Source organism: Blautia sp. aa_0143, assembly GCF_004167315.1.
Taxonomy (GTDB): domain Bacteria; phylum Bacillota; class Clostridia; order Lachnospirales; family Lachnospiraceae; genus Blautia_A; species Blautia_A fusiformis.
In genome coordinates this window covers 55,717-75,045 of sequence record NZ_RCXU01000004.1, presented here as the reverse complement: position 1 = coordinate 75,045, position 19,329 = coordinate 55,717, and the positions used below count along the sequence as shown (strand labels likewise).

Annotated in this window: 17 protein-coding genes; all 17 read left to right on the top strand. The window is 48.1% G+C overall.

Annotated features, from left to right (window positions below; all coding sequences use genetic code 11):
* Positions 1 to 214: 214 nt before the first annotated feature.
* The 17 genes from argC to hypD all read left to right on the top strand — a co-directional run bounded on the left by argC (position 215) and on the right by hypD (position 19,281).
* The gene (gene argC / locus EAI83_RS02895; RefSeq protein WP_015526006.1) at positions 215 to 1,255 is read left to right on the top strand and encodes an N-acetyl-gamma-glutamyl-phosphate reductase; all 1,041 of its coding nucleotides are present in this window, start codon (positions 215 to 217) and stop codon (positions 1,253 to 1,255) included.
* A gap of 101 nt (positions 1,256 to 1,356) precedes the next feature.
* Complete coding sequence (argJ, locus tag EAI83_RS02890) at positions 1,357 to 2,580, top strand: bifunctional glutamate N-acetyltransferase/amino-acid acetyltransferase ArgJ (protein WP_022426392.1); 1,224 nt, start codon at positions 1,357 to 1,359, stop codon at positions 2,578 to 2,580.
* Positions 2,581 to 3,201: 621 nt separating this feature from the next.
* Positions 3,202 to 4,098 carry an acetylglutamate kinase gene (gene argB, locus EAI83_RS02885; RefSeq protein WP_022426393.1) on the top strand — a complete coding sequence of 299 codons (897 nt, stop codon included), beginning with the start codon at positions 3,202 to 3,204 and terminating at the stop codon, positions 4,096 to 4,098.
* A complete protein-coding gene (locus EAI83_RS02880) occupies positions 4,085 to 5,275 on the top strand; it encodes an aspartate aminotransferase family protein (protein WP_118368618.1) in 1,191 nt (396 codons plus the stop codon). Before argB ends, EAI83_RS02880 begins: the two co-directional genes overlap by 14 nt.
* Positions 5,276 to 5,575: 300 nt before the next feature.
* Positions 5,576 to 7,015: a sodium:proton antiporter gene (locus EAI83_RS02875; protein ID WP_114002193.1), complete on the top strand. Its 1,440-nt coding sequence runs from the start codon at positions 5,576 to 5,578 to the stop codon at positions 7,013 to 7,015.
* A 15-nt stretch (positions 7,016 to 7,030) separates the two neighbouring features.
* Positions 7,031 to 8,035 carry a cytidylate kinase-like family protein gene (locus tag EAI83_RS02870; RefSeq protein ID WP_059086793.1) on the top strand — a complete coding sequence of 335 codons (1,005 nt, stop codon included), beginning with the start codon at positions 7,031 to 7,033 and terminating at the stop codon, positions 8,033 to 8,035.
* Between the two features lie 301 nt (positions 8,036 to 8,336).
* Positions 8,337 to 8,549, top strand: a complete 213-nt coding sequence (locus EAI83_RS02865; protein WP_015525999.1) for a FeoA family protein — start codon at positions 8,337 to 8,339, stop codon at positions 8,547 to 8,549.
* Between the two features lie 103 nt (positions 8,550 to 8,652).
* Entirely contained in the window at positions 8,653 to 8,871 is a 219-nt protein-coding gene (locus EAI83_RS02860) for a FeoA family protein (protein WP_015525998.1), read from the top strand.
* A gap of 58 nt (positions 8,872 to 8,929) precedes the next feature.
* Complete coding sequence (gene feoB, locus EAI83_RS02855) at positions 8,930 to 11,113, top strand: ferrous iron transport protein B (protein ID WP_022426397.1); 2,184 nt, start codon at positions 8,930 to 8,932, stop codon at positions 11,111 to 11,113.
* Between the two features lie 72 nt (positions 11,114 to 11,185).
* Positions 11,186 to 11,533, top strand: a complete 348-nt coding sequence (locus tag EAI83_RS17470; protein WP_021651584.1) for a FeoB-associated Cys-rich membrane protein — start codon at positions 11,186 to 11,188, stop codon at positions 11,531 to 11,533.
* Positions 11,534 to 11,551: 18 nt separating this feature from the next.
* Positions 11,552 to 11,908 carry a heavy-metal-associated domain-containing protein gene (locus EAI83_RS02845; protein WP_021651583.1) on the top strand — a complete coding sequence of 119 codons (357 nt, stop codon included), beginning with the start codon at positions 11,552 to 11,554 and terminating at the stop codon, positions 11,906 to 11,908.
* A gap of 470 nt (positions 11,909 to 12,378) precedes the next feature.
* Positions 12,379 to 13,152, top strand: coding sequence for a nucleotide-binding protein (locus tag EAI83_RS02840; protein WP_129974585.1), 774 nt, complete (start codon positions 12,379 to 12,381; stop codon positions 13,150 to 13,152).
* Positions 13,149 to 14,453 (top strand): nitrogenase component 1, encoded by a 1,305-nt coding sequence (locus EAI83_RS02835; protein ID WP_129974584.1) that lies wholly within the window; start codon positions 13,149 to 13,151, stop codon positions 14,451 to 14,453. The genes EAI83_RS02840 and EAI83_RS02835 overlap by 4 nt, the downstream gene beginning before the upstream one ends.
* Complete coding sequence (locus tag EAI83_RS02830; RefSeq protein WP_129974583.1) at positions 14,450 to 15,487, top strand: nitrogenase component 1; 1,038 nt, start codon at positions 14,450 to 14,452, stop codon at positions 15,485 to 15,487. The genes EAI83_RS02835 and EAI83_RS02830 overlap by 4 nt, the downstream gene beginning before the upstream one ends.
* Before the next feature lie 78 nt (positions 15,488 to 15,565).
* Positions 15,566 to 17,938: a carbamoyltransferase HypF gene (hypF, locus tag EAI83_RS02825; protein WP_129974582.1), complete on the top strand. Its 2,373-nt coding sequence runs from the start codon at positions 15,566 to 15,568 to the stop codon at positions 17,936 to 17,938.
* Positions 17,939 to 18,028: 90 nt separating this feature from the next.
* Positions 18,029 to 18,238 carry a HypC/HybG/HupF family hydrogenase formation chaperone gene (locus EAI83_RS02820; RefSeq protein WP_022426401.1) on the top strand — a complete coding sequence of 70 codons (210 nt, stop codon included), beginning with the start codon at positions 18,029 to 18,031 and terminating at the stop codon, positions 18,236 to 18,238.
* The gene (hypD, locus tag EAI83_RS02815) at positions 18,238 to 19,281 is read left to right on the top strand and encodes a hydrogenase formation protein HypD (RefSeq protein ID WP_015525988.1); all 1,044 of its coding nucleotides are present in this window, start codon (positions 18,238 to 18,240) and stop codon (positions 19,279 to 19,281) included. The genes EAI83_RS02820 and hypD overlap by 1 nt, the downstream gene beginning before the upstream one ends.
* Positions 19,282 to 19,329: the final 48 nt, after the last annotated feature.

Below are 19,329 nucleotides of genomic sequence, written 5' to 3'. Positions count from 1 at the left end.
TGACTATTGCATAATATGCAGAGAAGATGTATAATCTATCCATTGATAAGATGGACATATGAGCTGGCAGTACAGACAGGTTTAAGATGTCCGTCTGACCTGTGCAGAAGATTCAGATATCAGAAGACATAAAAAAGAGGCATAAATAAGAATAGCAAGCGCTTCTGCAGGGTGTATTAAGCCGTAGGAAAACGGCAGAGGAGGAATGTGAAAGATGATTAAAGCAGGAATTATCGGTGCGACAGGATACGCAGGAAATGAGATCGTAAGACTTCTTCTTGGACACAAGGACGTTGAGATCAAATGGTTCGGCTCCCGAAGCTACATAGATCAGCAGTATGCAGATATTTATCAGAATTTTTTCAGGCTGGTGGATGCCAAATGTATGGATGACAACATGGCTGCACTTGCAGATGAGGTGGATGTGATCTTTACCGCAACACCACAGGGCCTTTGTGCATCCCTTATTAATGAAGAAATCCTTTCCAAATGTAAGGTGATCGACTTAAGCGCAGATTTCCGTATTAAAGATGTGAAAAAATATGAGAAGTGGTACGGAATCGAGCATAAGGCTCCGCAGTTTATCGAGGAAGCTGTTTATGGCCTCTGCGAGATCAACCGTGAGGATATTAAGAATGCAAGGCTGATCGCCAACCCGGGATGCTATCCGACATGCTCCACACTGTCTATTTATCCGCTGTTAAAGGAAGGCCTCATTGATCCGAATACCATTATCATTGATGCCAAGTCCGGAACCTCCGGAGCAGGAAGAGGAGCCAAGGTTCCGAATCTCTACTGTGAGGTAAACGAGAGCATCAAAGCTTACGGTGTTGCCACACACAGACATACACCGGAGATCGAGGATCAGCTTGGATATGCATGCGGACAGGAAGTGATGATCAATTTTACCCCGCATCTTGTTCCGATGAACCGTGGAATCCTGGTAACAGCATATGCCTCCCTGACCAAGGATGTTACCTATGAGGAAGTAAAAGCAGCCTATGACAAATATTATAAAGACGAGTTCTTTGTACGTGTCCTGAACAAGGATGTATGCCCGCAGACAAGAAATGTAGAAGGCAGCAATTTTGTGGACGTGAACTTCAAGATCGATCCGAGAACAAAGAGAGTCATCATGATGGGCGCTATCGACAACCTGGTAAAGGGTGCAGCAGGACAGGCTGTTCAGAACATGAACCTGATGTTTGGATTTGACGAGAACGAAGGACTGAAACAGATTCCGATGTGCCCGTAAAACAGGCAGATCACAAATAAAATATGGGGGATGCAGAAGGACTTTAAACGAATGAACTGCGATATTCGATTTGGCATCACCATTGAGAGGAGATATATAATATGAAGATCATCGACGGCGGCGTTACAGCCGCAAAAGGTTTTAAGGCAGCGTCAACTGCAGCAGAGATCAAATATAAAGGCCGTACCGATATGGCCATGGTATTCAGTGAGGTTCCCTGTGTGGCTGCAGGAACCTTCACGACCAATGTGGTAAAAGCAGCTCCTGTAAGATGGGATCAGGACATTGTATATAATCACCCGGGTGCAAGAGCTGTGATCTGCAACAGCGGAATCGCCAACGCATGTACCGGTGAGGAAGGATTCGGCTATTGCAGGGAAACCGCCAAGGCAGCATCCGAAAGCCTTGGGATCCCGGAAGACAGCGTACTGGTAGCATCCACAGGTGTCATCGGAATGCAGCTTCCCATCGACCGTATCGCAAACGGAGTAAAAGCCATGGCACCGAAGCTTGCGGGAAGCCGCGAGGCAGGCCTTGAGGCAGCAAAAGCCATCATGACAACAGATACCGAGAAGAAAGAGGCAGCGGTAGAGATCGAGATCGGTGGAAAAACCGTAACGGTAGGCGGTATGTGCAAGGGCTCCGGAATGATCCACCCCAACATGTGCACGATGCTTGGATTTATCACCAGTGATGTGGATATCTCAAAGGAACTTCTTCAGGAAGCACTCAGCGAGGATATCAAGGACACCTACAACATGGTATCCGTTGACGGCGATACCTCCACAAACGATACTGTCCTTCTCCTTGCAAACGGACAGGCCGGCAATCCGAAGATCACAGAGAAAAACGCAGATTATGAAGAGTTCAAAAAAGCTCTTAACTACGTAAACACAACCCTTGCCAAAAAGATCGCAGGTGACGGAGAAGGCGCAACTGCACTCTTCGAGGTCAAGGTCATCGGCGCAGCCACCAAGGCAGAAGCCGTAACCTTAAGTAAATCCGTAGTAACCTCTTCCTTAACAAAGGCAGCCATTTACGGCCACGATGCAAACTGGGGAAGAATCCTCTGCGCCCTCGGTTACTCCGGCGTCCAGTTCGATCCGGAAAAGGTAGATCTCTACTTTGAGAGCAAAGCAGGAAAGATCAAGATCATTGAAAATGGAGTTTCTACAGGCTACAGCGAAGAGGAAGCAACTAAGATCCTCTCAGAAGAGGCAGTGACAGCCATCGCGGATATGAAGATGGGAGATGCATCCGCAACTGCGTGGGGATGCGACCTCACATATGATTACATAAAGATCAATGCGGATTATCGTTCTTGATGTAAGAGCTTTGTAGAATGTTTTTTATGGTGGATTTTAGTTGTAGTTTTGTTTCAGTTTGTAAGCTGAGAAAACCCTTAGGGGGAGCGAGCTCAAAGTTGCGAAGCCCGCACGCTCCCCCTAAGAACCCCCTCCGTTGGGCACGCTTGGCTGTAGCATGTAGAACTTCAGTCGACGAAAACTGCCTGACGAACGTGAGAACCCGCAGGGCGGGAGCCCGGAAGTTGAGGCGTGTTGAACTTCAGTTGATGAAAACTGAGTGACGAACGTGAGAAACCTCAGAGCGGGAGCCCGGAAGTTATGTCGTGTTAAACGTCAGTCGCCGAAGGCAGACTGACGAGCTGTTCGCCTTCGGCGAAAGCGCGTCGGAAGCGGCTGTCTGCGACAGCCTGTCCGCAGTAGGCGCTTTGCCCGCAACGCGGGCAACAGCCCGTCCTCCCGTGGCCGGAGGGGAGGAGCGCGAGGAGGGGAAACGGCCTTCGGAACTCCGAGTGCCTCCCCTCCTCGCAAATCCACAGCTGTTAGCTGAGACAAAATTATAATAAAAAAGAAATCCCTCCAACATACAACAACAAAACCTTTTTCAATCCATATCATTTTTCAAAAAAAGGAGACACCCACATGGTAAATCAGAAATATCTTGACAAAGCAGAGGTTCTCATAGAAGCCCTGCCATACATCCAGCGGTTCAACCGCAAGATCGTAGTCATCAAATACGGCGGAAGCGCCATGCTTGATGAAGAATTAAAGCGTAACGTCATCAAGGACGCAGTCCTTCTGAAATTAGTCGGTTTCAAACCGATCATTGTTCACGGCGGCGGCAAGGAAATCAGCCGCTGGGTCGGTAAAGTTGGCATGGAGCCGCATTTTGTAAACGGTCTCCGTGTAACGGACAAAGACACTATGGAGATCGCAGAGATGGTTCTTGCAAAAGTAAACAAGGAGCTTGTTACTCTGGTAGAATCTCTCGGCGTACAGGCTGTAGGTGTCAGCGGTAAGGACGGCGGTCTTCTCCAGTGCAAAAAGAAGCTTTCCAAAGGCGAAGACATCGGCTACGTAGGTGAGGTTACAAAGGTTAATCCGAAGATCCTTCATGACCTTCTGGAAAGAGATTTCCTTCCGATCGTATTCCCGATCGGCTTTGACGAAAATTTTGATTCCTACAATATCAATGCGGACGATGCAGCCTGCGCCATTGCAGAGGCAGTTGAGGCAGAGAAGCTTGCCTTCCTGTCCGATATTGAGGGCGTTTACAGGGATGCAGATGATCCCTCCACTCTGATCTCCGAGCTTCGTGTAGATGAGGCTGAGAATCTGATCTCAGATGGTACTGTGGGCGGCGGTATGATCCCGAAGCTGAAAAACTGTATCGACGCTATCGAGCATGGCGTAAACAGAGTCCATATCCTGGATGGAAGGATCCCGCACAGCTTACTGCTTGAGATCTTTACAAACAAAGGTATTGGTACTGCAATTTTAAAAGATGATGGGGAGAAATATTACAATGAGCATGAATGAACAGATGGAAGAATCTGAAGCCAGTATTCTTCATACATATAACCGTTTTCCGGTAGTTTTTGAAAAAGGCGAGGGTTGTTACCTCTATGATTCCGAAGGAAAGGAATATCTGGATTTTGCGGCAGGTATCGCAGTAAATGCCCTGGGCTATCATTATCCGGGCTATGACGAAGCACTGAAATCCCAGATCGACAAGCTGATGCATATTTCCAACCTGTACTACAATGAGCCGATCATTGAGGCAGGTGCCAGACTTGTACAGGCAAGCCATATGGAAAAGGCTTTCTTCACAAACAGTGGTACAGAGGCCATTGAGGGTGCTCTGAAGGCTGCCAAGAAATATGCCTACGAAAGAGATGGCCATGCAGACCATGAGATCATTGCCATGAACCATTCCTTCCACGGCCGTAGCATCGGCGCTCTTTCCGTGACAGGCAATGCACATTACAGAGAACCCTTTGAGCCTCTGATGGGTGGGGTGAAATTTGCGGATTTCAATGATCTTGAGAGCGTAAAGGCTCAGATTACAGATAAGACCTGTGCCATCATCACCGAGACCGTACAGGGAGAAGGAGGTATTTATCCGGCTACAAAAGAGTTCCTGGAAGGCTTACGTAAGCTTTGTGATGAGAAGGATATCATCCTGATCCTGGACGAGATCCAGTGCGGTATGGGACGTACCGGACATTATTTTGCATGGCAGGCATATGGAGTACAGCCGGATATCATGACCTGTGCCAAAGCACTTGGCTGTGGTGTTCCGGTAGGTGCTTTTGTGCTGAACAAAAAAGCAGCTGCAGCTTCCCTGAAGCCAGGCGACCACGGAACCACTTACGGTGGAAATCCCTTCGTATGTGCAGCAGTCAGCAAGGTATTTGACATTTTTGAAAAAGATCAGATCCTTTCCCATGTGCAGGGACTTACTCCGTATTTTGAGGAGAAGCTGGACGAACTGGTTGCAAAGCATGACTGTGCAGAAACAAGAAGAGGCAAAGGTTTCATGCAGGGTATCGTGATCAAGGGACGTCCGGTAGGAGACGTGGTGAAAAAAGCTCTTGCAAAGGGCCTTCTGGTGATCTCAGCAGGAAGTGATGTTCTCCGCCTTGTTCCTCCTCTTGTGATCACAAAAGAGGATATCGACAAGATGGCAGAGATCCTTGACGAGTGTATGGAATAATAAAAAAATAACAGATACAAAAGCAGCAGTATTTTCCGGAAAGGGTAGTGTGCCGATGGAGAATACGGCTGCTTTTTTTTCAGAGAGACAATGTATATAAATTATATAACAGATATAGAAAACAGTATCCGAAAATCTGGTCGTGTGTTTGAAAACAAACAAAAACTACTATGATACACCGGCAAAATGTACAAAAAAGCGCGAAGGTTTGAGTATAAATTGCACATCTACACAGTTGATTTTAGAACGCCATATGTTATAATTTCACTGGTAAAAAAATTTATGTGAGGGGTGAAAATTTTGAAAAAATTATTAACCGTCATGTGTACTTTTCTGACAGTATTTCTGGCATGTCCTGTGGGTGTATGGGCAGCCGGAAACGGTGGGACAGGATCTGGTGTGCCGGTGTGGCTTTGTATCCCTTTTGCGGGTCTTCTTCTGTGTGTTGCAGTGATGCCGCTGGTAAAGGGTGAGTGGTGGGAGTCACATCAGCCCGTTGTAGTTGCATTCTGGATCGTTCTTATGATCATTCCGTTTGCAGTTGTTTACGGTGCCGGAAAAACTGCGGAAACAGTACTGGAGTGCGTGATCAATGACTATCTTACATTTATCATCCTGTTATTCGGACTGTTCTGTGTATCCGGTAACATTACAGTTGAGGGTGATTTTGCGGGCTCACCAAGAGTAAATGTAGGACTTCTTGCACTGGGAACCCTGCTTTCCAGCTGCATCGGAACTACCGGAGCCAGCATGCTGATGGTCCGTCCGGTGATCAAAATGAATTCCTGGAGAAAAAGAAAAGGTCATATTATGATCTTTTTCATCTTTATGGTATCCAACATGGGTGGCTGCCTGACACCGATCGGTGATCCGCCGCTTCTGATGGGCTTCATGCGAGGAGTTCCGTTCTTCTGGAGCCTTCATCTTTTTCCGGTACTGATCCTTAATATGGTGATTCTTCTGTTTGTGTTCTATCATCTGGATATGCGCTCTTACAAGAAGGATATCGCAGAGGGACGTAAACCGGATATCAGCAAACCGGGTACCGAGTTTAAGATCGAGGGTCTTCATAATATCATCTTCCTTGTGATGATCGTTGTGGGTGTTATCTTAAGCGGAATGCTTCCAGGTATGCCTGTATTCCAGGATGCAGCCGGAAATGTAAAGGGGATTCATATTTTCGGTGAGGTTACTTTAAGTTTCCCGTCGATCATTGAGATCGTCCTGATCCTGGCAGCTGCATTTTTGTCCTTTAAGACAACGGATAAGAGGATCCGTGTGCGGAACCATTTTACCTGGGGTGCGATCAAGGAGGTTGCAGTACTTTTCATCGGTATTTTTATCACCATGCAGCCGGCTCTGATGCTTCTGAAAGCAGTAGGACCGAATCTTGGTATCACCGAGCCGTACCAGATGTTCTGGGCGACCGGAGCTTTGTCCAGCTTCCTGGATAATACGCCGACCTATCTGGTATTTCTGACAACAGCAGGAACTCTTGGATTTACAAACGGAATCGCAACAACGCTGGGAACGGTTCCTGTAAAGCTGCTTTCTGCGATTTCCTGCGGTGCTGTATTTATGGGCGCCAATACATATATCGGCAATGCTCCGAACTTTATGGTCAAGACACTTTCTGACGAAAATGGTATCAACATGCCGTCCTTCTTCGGATATATGGCATGGTCCATTTGTTTCCTGGTACCGGTGTTCATCATCGATATGCTGGTATTCTTTTTATAAGGGAGGAGGATCAATATGCAGGATAATAACATTCGAGAGAAATGCAGAGAGCTTGCCACCAGACTTTATGAACTGGATGGCGAGGTTTATGAAAGCGTAGGATCTTCCCTTGGACGTACCTTCACCGGTGACAGAGAAGGCACTATCCGGAACTTAAGTGCTCTGATGTATACCAAACCGGACGGACATCTTCTTCGAAGCGAGATGGCACTGATCAGCAACATGGCCAGGACCATCAAGGATAAAGAAGAAAAAAGCCGTCTCATGAAGAAATATGATGAGATCTTTCAGGAGATCCTGACGCTGCCGGAGACTTTTGTTGCTACGGATATCATGGATAAGGAACGTGTGGCGCTGAATCATATGATCAAGCACAGGGAAAAAATCTCTGAGAATGACCATCTGGTCATCTGCATCAGCCGTACACAGGGAAGTGCCGGTAATGATATCGGTTTCGGACTGGCAGACAAGCTTCGGATCAACTATTATGATGTGGAGATCTTTGATCAGGTATTAAGGCGTCTTGAGGCGGAAAAGGGCGCTGTCAACGATGCGGAATATTTTGCGGATTTCAATAAATATGAGAAGAAGCATAAATTTGATCCCAAGGGCTGGTTCCGGGAATTCAACCGTTACCATGGTCTTCCGAAACAGGATGCGGTATTCTTTAACATGAGTGACCTGATCTGCGATCTGGCCTCAAAAGAGGACTGCATCATTATGGGAAGGTGTGCGGATGCGATCCTCAAGAACAATCACATTCCGCATATCAGTCTGTTTATCACAGCTCCTTTTGCTATCCGTGTGCAGCATGTTATGGATGTGAGGAAGATGAATATGAAGCAGGCAGTCCGTTTCCTGAAGAAGATGGATAGCCAGCACAGACGGTATTACAATTTTTACGGCGGAGCTCAGTGGGGCAAGCCGGATAATTATGATCTTTGTATCAACAGTGCAAGCTACGGAATCAATGAAACAGAGAATCTGATCCTGAAACTGCTAGATGATCAGATCCACTGAGAGATAAAAATATGAGCAGCCTGGAAGAAAGAAAAAGTTCCGAAGGGGATTTTAGCTTAACAGGCTGCAAACAGAAAAAGAATCAGAACAGAGTTCCTGCAAAGGAGAGGTAACCTTCTGCCAGCCAGAAGTACTTCAGAATGCAGGAACTTTTTTTATATGTTGTTTATAAAAACTTAATCTTGATTAACTTTTTTCATTTAGGGGATTGACATTCGAAAAAACTTAGTATAAACTAACCTATGAGTTAGGGCTGACTAATTAGACTGAGTTAATTAATAGAAAGAAACGGAGGGATTCCATGCAGCCGATTTTATTTTTACAGTCAGGTGATACTGGCACGATTAAGCGTATTTCCGGAGCGGAGGATACAAGAAGATTTCTTGCAGGCCTTGGTTTTGTTGAGAATGCGGAAGTGACAGTTATTTCTCAGTTTGACGGCAATCTGATCGTAAATGTCAAGGATTCCAGAGTAGCAGTCAATAAGGAAATGGCCAGACACATTATGGTGTGACCGGACTGTGCGGCAGTGACCGGTAGTGGATTTGCCCCAAACTGCGGAAGGCGCAGTTGAGGATAGATTAGGAATTGGAATATGAACAGGGAGGAAAAGAGAAATGACTTTACGTGATGCAGCAGTAGGTTCTACAGTAGTTGTTTCCAAGATCACCGGCGACCCGGCTTACAAGCGCCGTATCATGGATATGGGAATCACAAAAGGCAGCGAGGTTTATATCCGAAAGGTAGCTCCTCTTGGAGATCCGGTTGAGATCACCATCAGAGGTTATGAGCTTTCCCTGCGTAAGCATGACGCAGCATGTGTGGAAGTAAAGTAAATAAGCTTCGAAAAATGACAGAGCGTCAGGCTCTGACCTGAAAAAAGGAGGATGCAAAATGTCTGTAACAATAGCTCTTGCCGGAAACCCGAACTGTGGTAAGACTACAATGTTCAATGCTCTTACAGGCGCAAACCAGTACGTTGGTAACTGGCCAGGTGTTACTGTAGAGAAAAAAGAGGGTAAGCTGAAAAACCAGAAGGATGTAACGGTAACAGACCTTCCGGGTATCTATTCACTTTCCCCGTATACACTTGAGGAGGTTGTCAGCCGTGATTACCTTCTGAAAGAGAAACCGGATGTGATCATCGATCTTGTGGATGCAACAAACATCGAGAGAAACCTGTATCTTGCAACCCAGCTTCTTGAGATCGGTATCCCGGTTGTTATTGCTCTTAATATGGTGGATCTTCTGAAAAAGAACAACATCCATATCAATGTAAAAGGCTTAAGCTCCGCGCTTGGATGCCCGATCGTTGAGACCTCTGCTCTTAAAGGAACAGGCCTTAAAGAGGTTGTTGATGAGGCGATCAAATGTGCGAACCAGCACAGAGTACCATCTAAGCAGATGGAATTTCCGAAAGCAGTAGAAAAAGCTGTAAATGAGATCGAGGGATTTGTTCCTGCAAACATCGCTGAGGAGAACAAGAGATGGTATGCAGTAAAGCTTCTTGAGAGAGACAGCAAGGTAAAAGAAGGTCTGAACCTTCCGGCTTCTGCACAGTCCAGGATCGAGGAGATTGCTTCTGGCCTTGAGAAGGCAGAGGATGATGATACAGAGAGTATCGTAACGGATGGAAGATATCAGTACATCCAGAAGGTTGTTTCTGCAAACGTTAAGAGAAGCGGAAATAAGATGACAGTTTCCGATAAGATCGACCGTATCGTAACAAACCGTATTCTCGGTCTTCCGATCTTTATCCTTACCATGTTTATCGTTTATTATGTATCGGTAACAACAGTTGGTACCATGGTAACAGACTGGACGAACGACAGCTTTGTGGGAACCATCCAGGGTGTTGTATCGGATGGACTCGGCAATGCCGGCGTTGCGGATTGGCTGGTAAGCCTTGTATCAGATGGTATCATCGGTGGTCTTGGTGCAGTGCTTGGATTCGTTCCGCAGATGGCAATCCTGTTCCTGTTCCTTTCCATCCTTGAGGACTGCGGTTACATGGTTCGTATCGCATTCGTCATGGACCGTGTATTCCGTCATTTCGGACTTTCCGGAAAGAGCTTTATCCCGCTTCTTATCTCCTCCGGCTGTGGAATCCCTGGAATCATGGCTTCCAAAACGATCGAGGCAGATAATGACCGTCGTCTGACGATCATGACAGCAACATTTATCCCATGTGGTGCCAAGCTTCCGGTTATCGCCCTTATGGGTGGTATCATGACCGCTTATGCAACCGGTGACTATGTAGCTGCTGGTTTCATCACACCACTGATGTACTTCATCGGTGTTGTAGCAGTTCTTGTAGCTGCGATCATCCTGAAGAAAACAAAACCTTTCTCCGGTAAACCTGCTCCGTTCGTAATGGAGCTTCCACAGTATCACATTCCGTCTGTAAAGACAGTTCTGCTTCATGTTTGGGAGAGACTGAAAGGCTTCATCATCAAAGCCGGTACCATTCTTTTCCTTGCAACCGTTATCATGTGGATCCTTTCCAGCATCGGAAATACAGGAAGCGGAATCGGATTTGTTGAGGACAGCAACGACAGTATCATGGCTATCCTTGGCGGTATCCTTGCTCCGATCTTTGCTCCTCTTGGATTTGGCAAATGGCAGCCGGTTGCAGCCTCCATCTCCGGATTCTCCGCAAAAGAGTCCATCGTAAGTACAATGGGTGTTCTTGCAAACGTAGCTGGTGATGATGCAGAGGATACCATGATCGTTGGTGCAGCGATCAAAGCATGGTTCCCGACAGCAGTAGCAGCATTTTCTTTCCTGCTGTTCAACCTGCTTGACTCTCCGTGCCTTGCAGCTATTTCTACAATGGCACATGAGATGCAGTCCAGAAAATGGTTCTGGTTTGCAATTCTCTTCCAGAACATTTTTGCTTATGTTGTAACACTTTGTGTATACCAGATCGGTCTTGTTGTCACAGGTGCCGGTTCCTTCGGAATTGGAACGATCGTAGCGCTGATCCTTGCAGCGATCCTGCTCTTCCTTCTGTTCAGACCAGATCCGTACAAGAACCAGAACGATGTTACAAAGAGATCTGTACAGGCAGCAGAGTAATTGAAAACCGGTCATACAGTAACGATCCGGTACATATGATAGCTTTGAAATGATGCTGTAAGAACAGCTGAAATGATAAGAAATGCAGGAGACCGGGGATGTAAATACCTGGTCTTCTGTGCTATAATAAGCCTGAAGAAATATGGAAGTTTTTTTACAAAAGTATTCATCAGAGGCTGGCAGCAGTTCACAGGCTGTACAGCGAAAGAAAGGGTGACAGATATGAGTATGATAGCGGATATTATTGTACTGGCACTGGTGATCGCATATGGCGTATTTGTGATCAGTTATCTCTATTCAAGAAAGAAACAGGGGCTCAGCTGTGTCGGCTGTGCCGGTAACACACATACAGGTGGCTGTGGCGGCAGCTGCTCCGGTCATTGTTCCGGCTGCTCCGGCTGTAGTGGAATGCATAAGTAACCAGGAGGGAAAGAAATCATGGCAAATGCAATTGTTGTCATCGTTGTTATCATCATTATGCTGTTTGCCGGAAAAGGCGCATATAAACATCTGAAGGGCGAAGGCGCCTGCTGCGGAGGCGGCAGCAAGCCGGAGATCCCGAAGAAGAAGCTGGATGGAACCAAGCTGGGTGAGAAAACCATGAAGATCACAGGCATGCACTGTGAGAACTGTGTGGCCAGCGTCACAAGAGCGATCAACCGCATTGACGGTGCGGCAGCAAAAGTAAGCCTGAAAAAAGGTGAGGCAGTGGTTTCCTACGACAGAGAGATCTCCAACGAAGAGCTTAAGAAAGTAGTGGAAGACAGAGGATATCACGTAGTTTCTATCCAGTAAAGCTTTATCATAAGAATAACTTTGCCGCGGCTTCTGAGCCGGCAGATCAGAGAAGAGACTTCTCGGCGAAATGCTTAAAAATATTTCGCCTTGGGGTCTTTTTTTGTATAAAAAGTCAGAGTTGCAATTGACTCACTAATGTACACCATTGTATAATAAAAATAGAAAAATTCAGACGGAACGAAATATTTTCTTTCTATCCGGATGAGGCATTAAAACAAAATACAGCAGGAAACAGACTTTGACGGCAAGGAATATCCGAGCAGGAATCGTTGTTCATCCGGCACAGCTTAACCGAATCAGCTGCGAAGCAGTTATTCGGTTATGAACAAGCAGCAAATGCGGATCGCGAATATCCGCTTGACTTTGTTTTGTGAGCGGAATACGGGACTCTTTCACCTTGTGCGTGAAAGAGCTTTTTTTATGAAAAATACCTGCGGGAGCGAACAGAATGAATTAGGGAGGATTTTATGCTGAAGGTAGCAGTATACGGAAAGGGCGGTATCGGAAAGTCTACAGTGACGTCCAACCTGGCGGCGGCTTTTGCAGCCATGGGGAAGAGAGTGATCCAGATCGGTTGTGATCCCAAGGCGGATTCCACCATCAATCTTCTTGGGGGAGAACCTCTGCGGCCGGTAATGAATTATATGCGGGAAGAGGATGAGGAGCCGGAAAAGCTGGAGGATATTTCAAAGGAGGGCGTTGGTGGAGTCCTTTGCATTGAGACCGGCGGCCCCACGCCGGGACTTGGCTGTGCAGGCAGAGGTATCATCGCAACCTTTCAGCTTCTGGAGGATCTGAAGCTTTTTGAGACCTGGAAGCCGGATGTAGTGCTTTACGATGTTCTTGGAGATGTAGTATGCGGCGGTTTTGCGGCACCGATCCGGGAGGGCTATGCGGAAAAAGTACTCATTGTCACATCCGGAGAGAAAATGGCACTCTATGCAGCCAATAATATTTCCAGTGCTGTGCGGAATTTTGAGGATCGAAGCTATGCGAGAATCTTCGGGATCGTGCTGAATCACAGGAATGTGGAGAATGAAACGGAAAAAGTAAATGCTTTTGCAGAAAAAAATAATATCCCGATCGTGGGTGAGATCCCGAGAAGTGACGAGATCATCCGATGGGAGGATCAGGGCAAAACGGTGATCGAGGGAGATGAGAATTCTGAGATCAGTGAGAAATTTTTTGCACTGGCCAGGAAGCTATTGGAAAGTGAAGAAGCGGAGAAGGAGGATATATGAAAAAGGAAGCATATTTTGCAACTGCAGAAGAACTGGCCCGGGGCGGGCTGGAAGCGATCCCTCCGCAGATGATCTCCGGGAAGCATCTGATCTACAGCTCTCCGGCAACTCTGGCATTTAACTCTCCGGGAGCGGAGGGCTTTGGCGTAAAGCGGGCCGGGCTTGCAGTGCCGGATTCCATTATGCTGATCGTGGCACCGGGATGCTGCGGAAGAAATACTTCTCTTATCAGCTCCATGCCGGAGTACAATGATCGATTTTTTTATCTGATGATGGACGAGACGGATATTGTTACAGGCCGTCACCTGAAAAAGATCCCGAAAGCGGTAAAAGAGATCTGCGACTGCTGTGAGAAGAAGCCGTCTGTGGTGATGATCTGTATCACCTGTGTGGATGCACTTCTGGGAACGGATATGGAACGTGTCTGCCGGAAGGCAGAGGAAAAGGTGGATATTCCGGTGCGTCCCTGTTACATGTACGCACTGACACGTGAGGGCAGAAAGCCGCCTATGGTCCATGTGCGCCAGTCCTTATACTCCCTCCTTGAGCCACAGAAGAAAAAGGGAAATGTGGTCAATCTTCTGGGATTTTTTTCGCCGCTGGTTGATGACTGCGAGATGTATGAGCTGCTGCAGCAGGCAGGCGTAAAGACCATCCATGAAATCGCAAGATGTAAGGATTATGAAGAATATCAGACCATGTCACAGGCCAATTTTAATCTGGTGCTTCATCCGGAAGCAAGGTTTGCAGCGGAGGATTTTCATGACCGGCTGAAGATTCCTTTTATTGAGCTTCGGAGGCTCTACCAGACAGATAAGATCGAAAATCAGTATCGTGCCTTGGGACAGGTTCTTGGAGTCTCTTTTGATCAGGAAGTGTATAAAAAAGCAGCAGAAGAGGCAGTGGAGAGATTCCGGGAAGTCTGTCCGGATGCGTCTTTTGCTGTAGGGGAGTGCATGAACGGAGATTCCTTTGAGCTGGCCCTGGCCCTGGTGCGGTATGGTTTCCGGGTGCCGGAGATCTACGGAACTATCACAGCCGAGAATTTTGTATACATACGGCATCTTGCGGAATTGAGTCCGGATACAAAGGTTTTTTCCAATATGGAACCCACCATGCTGTATTACGATCCGTCCGGGAGCGGAGTGAACCTTACTATAGGAAAGGATGCAGGATATTATCACCGGGATCAGCCAAATGCCGTGTGGAATCAGGACCGGCAGCCCTATGGCTATGCGGGGGTACGCAGGCTGTTTGAAACACTGACAGAGAAAGTTTTGCAGAAGGGAGAAAAGGTATGAGAGGACTTCGAAAATATCTGACACCCTTTGCACCGGATCAGTCCGGAGCCGTGTCAGTGCTGTATGAGCTTGGCGGGATCATCGTGATCTGTGATGCAGGAGGATGTGCGGGAAATGTCTGCGGCTTTGATGAACCAAGATGGTTTGAACAGAAAAGTGCGGTATTCAGCGCAGGACTTCGGGATATGGATGCCATCCTGGGACGGGATGACCGCCTGGTTGCCAAGCTTGTGGATGCGGCAGAAAAGGTGGAGGCAGGCTTTGCAGCCATTATCGGAACACCGGTACCTGCTGTGATCGGAACGGATCATCAGGCACTGCGGCGGATGTGCGAGAAGAAAACAGATCTTCCGGTGCTTGCAGTAAATACCAACGGAATGGAGCTTTATGATGCGGGAGAGCGGAAGGCTTATCTGGAGCTTTTTAAAGCCTTTGCCCGGGAAAAGCTGTCTGCGGAGGCTGGTAAGACAGGAGTTCTCGGAATGACACCTCAGGATGTCAGTGACCTGAAAGCAGCAGACAAGATCCGTGAAAAATTCCGTGTCAGAGGACAGAGAGCAGTCTGCTACGGAATGGGAGAAGGGCTTGATGAGGTAAAAAAAGCCTCCTCTGCGGAAAAAAATATCGTGGTTTCTCCTGCGGCACTGGAATGTGCCAGATATCTGGAGAAAACCTTCGGAACACCTTATGAGGTGGGATATCCTCTGGCGGAAGAGCTGATTCCTGATATGGATTATACAGGAAAAAAGATTCTCATCGTGCAGCAGCAGGTGATGGCCGGTTCCATAAGAGAGGAGCTACGGAAACGTGGTGCGGACGGAGAGCTCACCGTGGCAAGCTGGTTTTCCATGGAAAAAGATCTCCTGGAGGAGGGCGATGTGTCATTAAGGGATGAGGAAGATTACATGGAACTGGCAGAGAAGGGCGGATATGACGTGATCTTTGCAGATCCATGTATGAAGCGGATGACAAAGGCTTTTTCAGGAGTGTTTGTGGATACAGTGCATTTTGCAGTATCCGGAAAATGCAGGTAGACCATAAGGGCAGGACATAAAGTTACATGCATGCTGCAGCCGGATCAGTGGAAACAGCTGCAGGGAATGGAGAAACATATGGAGCGGGAAATTACGAAAATGATCCGTGTTTACGGGATCGTACAGGGAGTGGGATTTCGCCCTACGGTGAGTCGTCATGCTATGGCAAGAGGAATCCGTGGCAGTGTGTCCAATAAAGGACCCTATGTGGAGATTTTTGCTCAGGGTAAGCAGCAGGATGTGGATGCCTTTATCGCAGATATCGGGAATAAGCCACCGAAGCGTGCAGCTATCCTGAAGCTTCTTGAAGAACCGGTGGAGGAGCCGGAGAAATTTACACAGTTTGATATCATCGAAAGTGAGAAGACAAAGGGGGAAATCTTTGTCTCCCCGGATATCGCGATCTGCGATGAATGTAAGGCGGAGATGTTTGATCCGGAAAACAGGCGGTATCTGCATCCCTTTATCAACTGTACCTGCTGCGGTCCGAGACTGACGATCCTGGATTCGCTTCCTTATGACCGTGAACGGACCAGTATGAAGGAATTTCCCATGTGTCCCTCCTGTGCGGATGAGTACCATAACCCGGATACCAGACGCTATGATGCCCAGCCGGTGTGCTGTAATGACTGCGGCCCTGAGGTATACCTGGCGGGAAGAGAGGAACGGGGACGGGAGGCTATCACTTATACAAGGAAGATCATTGCTTCCGGCGGGATCGTGGCCATCAAAGGGATCGGTGGTTTTCACCTTTGCTGTGATGCTACCAGTGAGGAGGCAGTACAGCGGCTGCGGCAGCGGAAACGGCGTCCGGGGAAGCCTTTTGCAGTGATGGCACAGGATATGGAAGCTGTGAAGAAGATCTGTAAGGTCAGCGAGGAACAGGAGAAGATCCTTACCGGTCATCAGAAGCCGATCCTGCTGTTGGATAAGCTGCCGGGAGAAACGGGGCTTTGTGAGAGCATTGCACCTGGGAATCCCAAGGTGGGTGTCATGCTTCCCTATGCACCGGTTCAGCTGCTTCTTTTTCATTACGATGATGGGATCCGGATGCCTGGGCTTCTGGTAATGACCAGCGGAAATACTTCTGGGGCGCCGATCTGCAGAGATGATGAGGAGGCGGCAGAGGAGCTTTCCTATCTCTGTGACTGCATTCTTTCCCACAACAGGAAGATACGTATCCGGGCCGACGATTCGGTGATGGATTTCTATAAGGGTGAACCCTATATGATCCGCCGTTCCCGCGGGTATGCGCCTCTTCCGTTTATGGTCTCCACACCCTGGAAGGGCCAGGTGATCGCAGCAGGTGGAGAACTTAAGAACACCTTCTGCATTGGTGTGGATAACCGTTTTTATCCTTCCCCTTATGTGGGAGATCTGGAGGATCTTCGAACGGTAAAAGCCCTGAAGGAAACGATCGGGCGGCTGGAAACACTTCTGGAGGTGCAGCCGGAGGTAGTGGTCTGTGATCTTCACCCTAAATATAATTCCACAGTGGTGGCAGAGGAGCTAGGGCTTCCGGTTCTGAGGGTGCAGCATCATTATGCACACATTTTATCCTGCATGGCAGAAAATGACTGCGAAGAAAAGGTGATAGGGGTTTCCTTTGACGGAACAGGCTATGGAACCGATGGAACCATCTGGGGCGGAGAGCTCCTGGTTGCAGACTGTCAGGGATTTACAAGGCTTGGAAGTATAGAACCCTTTGTCCAGGTTGGCGGAGACATTTCCGCAAAAGAAGGCTGGCGGATCGCCGTTTCCCTGATCTGGCAGAATATGGGAAATCTGGAAAAAACCCTGGACACTGTCCGTAAATTGGGACTTTGCACAGATCAGGAAGCAAAGGTACTGGTGACTATGGCACAGCGGAAGATCAATGCCGTGACTTCCACCAGTGCAGGAAGACTTTTTGACGGAGTCAGTGCGATCCTGGGGATCCGGAGAGCGTCTACCTTTGAGGGAGAAGCGTCCACAGCACTGGAATTTGCTGCGGAGGCCTGGAGAAAGCAGCGGGAGATGCAGAAGAAAAATCCGGAAGAAAACCTGAAGATACGGATGTCAGAAAAGGAAGACATTCCGGAAAGCACAGGCATTTCAGAAGCGTCTGAAGATGAACGAAAATTTATTTTAAATACAGGTGAGATCGTTGCATATCTGGTCCGGGCAAGGCTTGCAGGAGAGGATCCCGGGAAGCTGGCTTATGGATTTCACCGGGCACTGGCAGATAAGATCCTTGCAGCCTGTGAGGAAGCAGAGCGGCAGACCGGAATCCGGAAAGTGGCATTAAGTGGCGGTGTCTTTCAGAACCGGCTGCTTCTGGAGCTGGTAGATGACGGTCTTACGGAAATGGGGTTTAAAGTTCTGAAGCACAGCCTGATCCCACCGAATGACGGAGGGATCGCACTGGGACAGGCGGTGTATGGGATGGCTTATGTGCAGCGATACAGATAAATATAGATGAGATCATGCAGATACGGATCAAAAATGTTTTATGATAATGCATGGAGCATACAGCAGAAATGCAGGATGGGAGGCACAGATATGTGTGTAGGATTATCAGCAAAAGTAGTAAAGATCAGTGACGGAACAGCAGTGGTGGATGCAGGCGGCGCAAAGAGAGAGGTTTCCGCCCAGCTCCTGGGAGACCTGGAGCCGGGGGATTATGTGATGGTGCATGCAGGTGTTGCCATTGCAAAGATCACCGATGATGACGAGGAAGAGACAGACCAGCTGATGGAGGAACTGCTGTGATGGAAGAGAGGAAAAAAACAGCAAGAGAGATCATAGAAGGATATCAGGGGCCGCCGGTGCGGATCATGGAGGTCTGCGGAACACATACCCACGAGATCTTCCGTCTGGGGATCCGCAAGCTTCTGCCGCCGCAGGTGGAGCTGATCTCAGGACCGGGATGTCCGGTCTGTGTAACACCGGTAGGGTTTATTGACGAGGCCGTTTATCTTGCTCTGGAAAAACAGGTGACGATCTGCACATTCGGTGATCTTGTCCGCGTACCGGGAACAAAGAAAAGCCTTGCAGATGCCAGGGCAGAAGGCGCCAGGATACGGATCGTCTATTCACCGGCAGATGCAGAAAAATATGCGAAAGAGCATCCAAAAGAGCAGGTGGTATTTCTTTCCGTTGGCTTTGAGACCACCACGCCTGCCGGCTGTCTTTCCGTGAAAAAGGCCGGAGAGGACGGACTTTCCAATTATTCGCTCCTTGTGGCAAACAAGACCATGCCCCAGGCTTATCAGGCATTAAAGGGCAGTGCGGATGTGTTCCTTTATCCGGGACATGTCAATGCGATCACAGGAACTGCGCTCTGTGAGCAGCTGGCAGAGGAAGGTATCAGTGGTGTGGTGGCAGGCTTTACAGCGAAGGAGCTGCTTACGGCACTGGCTGTTGCACTGGTACGTTTTCAGGAAGGAAAACCGTTCTTTGTGAACTGCTATCCCCGTGTGGTAAAAAGTGAGGGAAGCCCGGAGGCACAGAAGCTGATCGAAGAACTGATGGAGCCCTGTGATTCCGAATGGCGCGGTCTGGGTGTGATCCCGGGGTCCGGCCTGGTGCTCCGGAAGGAGTGGGAAGCCTTTGATGCCAGAAAAAAATATGCAGTGCCGCCGATCCAGGGCAGGCCAAATCCGGCCTGTCGCTGTGGGGATGTGCTTCAGGGAAAATGCAGGCCATCAGATTGTAAGGTATTCGGAAAGGTCTGTACCCCGCAGCATCCGGTAGGTGCCTGTATGGTATCCAATGAAGGAGCATGTTCCGCATATTTTATGTACGGAAACTGATGTCCGCTTTAATGGACTGCGAAATATGATACATTACATATAGTACAA

Bases quoted from the DNA above. Each gene is read 5' to 3' on its own strand.
- argC (WP_015526006.1), top strand. From the start codon at position 215: ATGATTAAAGCAGGAATTATCGGTGCGACAGGATACGCAGGAAATGAG.
- argJ (WP_022426392.1), top strand. From the start codon at position 1,357: ATGAAGATCATCGACGGCGGCGTTACAGCCGCAAAAGGTTTTAAGGCA.
- argB (WP_022426393.1), top strand. From the start codon at position 3,202: ATGGTAAATCAGAAATATCTTGACAAAGCAGAGGTTCTCATAGAAGCC.
- EAI83_RS02880 (WP_118368618.1), top strand. From the start codon at position 4,085: ATGAGCATGAATGAACAGATGGAAGAATCTGAAGCCAGTATTCTTCAT.
- EAI83_RS02870 (WP_059086793.1), top strand. From the start codon at position 7,031: ATGCAGGATAATAACATTCGAGAGAAATGCAGAGAGCTTGCCACCAGA.
- EAI83_RS02865 (WP_015525999.1), top strand. From the start codon at position 8,337: ATGCAGCCGATTTTATTTTTACAGTCAGGTGATACTGGCACGATTAAG.
- EAI83_RS02860 (WP_015525998.1), top strand. From the start codon at position 8,653: ATGACTTTACGTGATGCAGCAGTAGGTTCTACAGTAGTTGTTTCCAAG.
- feoB (WP_022426397.1), top strand. From the start codon at position 8,930: ATGTCTGTAACAATAGCTCTTGCCGGAAACCCGAACTGTGGTAAGACT.
- EAI83_RS17470 (WP_021651584.1), top strand. From the start codon at position 11,186: ATGATAAGAAATGCAGGAGACCGGGGATGTAAATACCTGGTCTTCTGT.
- EAI83_RS02845 (WP_021651583.1), top strand. From the start codon at position 11,552: ATGGCAAATGCAATTGTTGTCATCGTTGTTATCATCATTATGCTGTTT.
- EAI83_RS02840 (WP_129974585.1), top strand. From the start codon at position 12,379: ATGCTGAAGGTAGCAGTATACGGAAAGGGCGGTATCGGAAAGTCTACA.
- EAI83_RS02835 (WP_129974584.1), top strand. From the start codon at position 13,149: ATGAAAAAGGAAGCATATTTTGCAACTGCAGAAGAACTGGCCCGGGGC.
- EAI83_RS02830 (WP_129974583.1), top strand. From the start codon at position 14,450: ATGAGAGGACTTCGAAAATATCTGACACCCTTTGCACCGGATCAGTCC.
- hypF (WP_129974582.1), top strand. From the start codon at position 15,566: ATGGAGCGGGAAATTACGAAAATGATCCGTGTTTACGGGATCGTACAG.
- EAI83_RS02820 (WP_022426401.1), top strand. From the start codon at position 18,029: ATGTGTGTAGGATTATCAGCAAAAGTAGTAAAGATCAGTGACGGAACA.
- hypD (WP_015525988.1), top strand. From the start codon at position 18,238: ATGGAAGAGAGGAAAAAAACAGCAAGAGAGATCATAGAAGGATATCAG.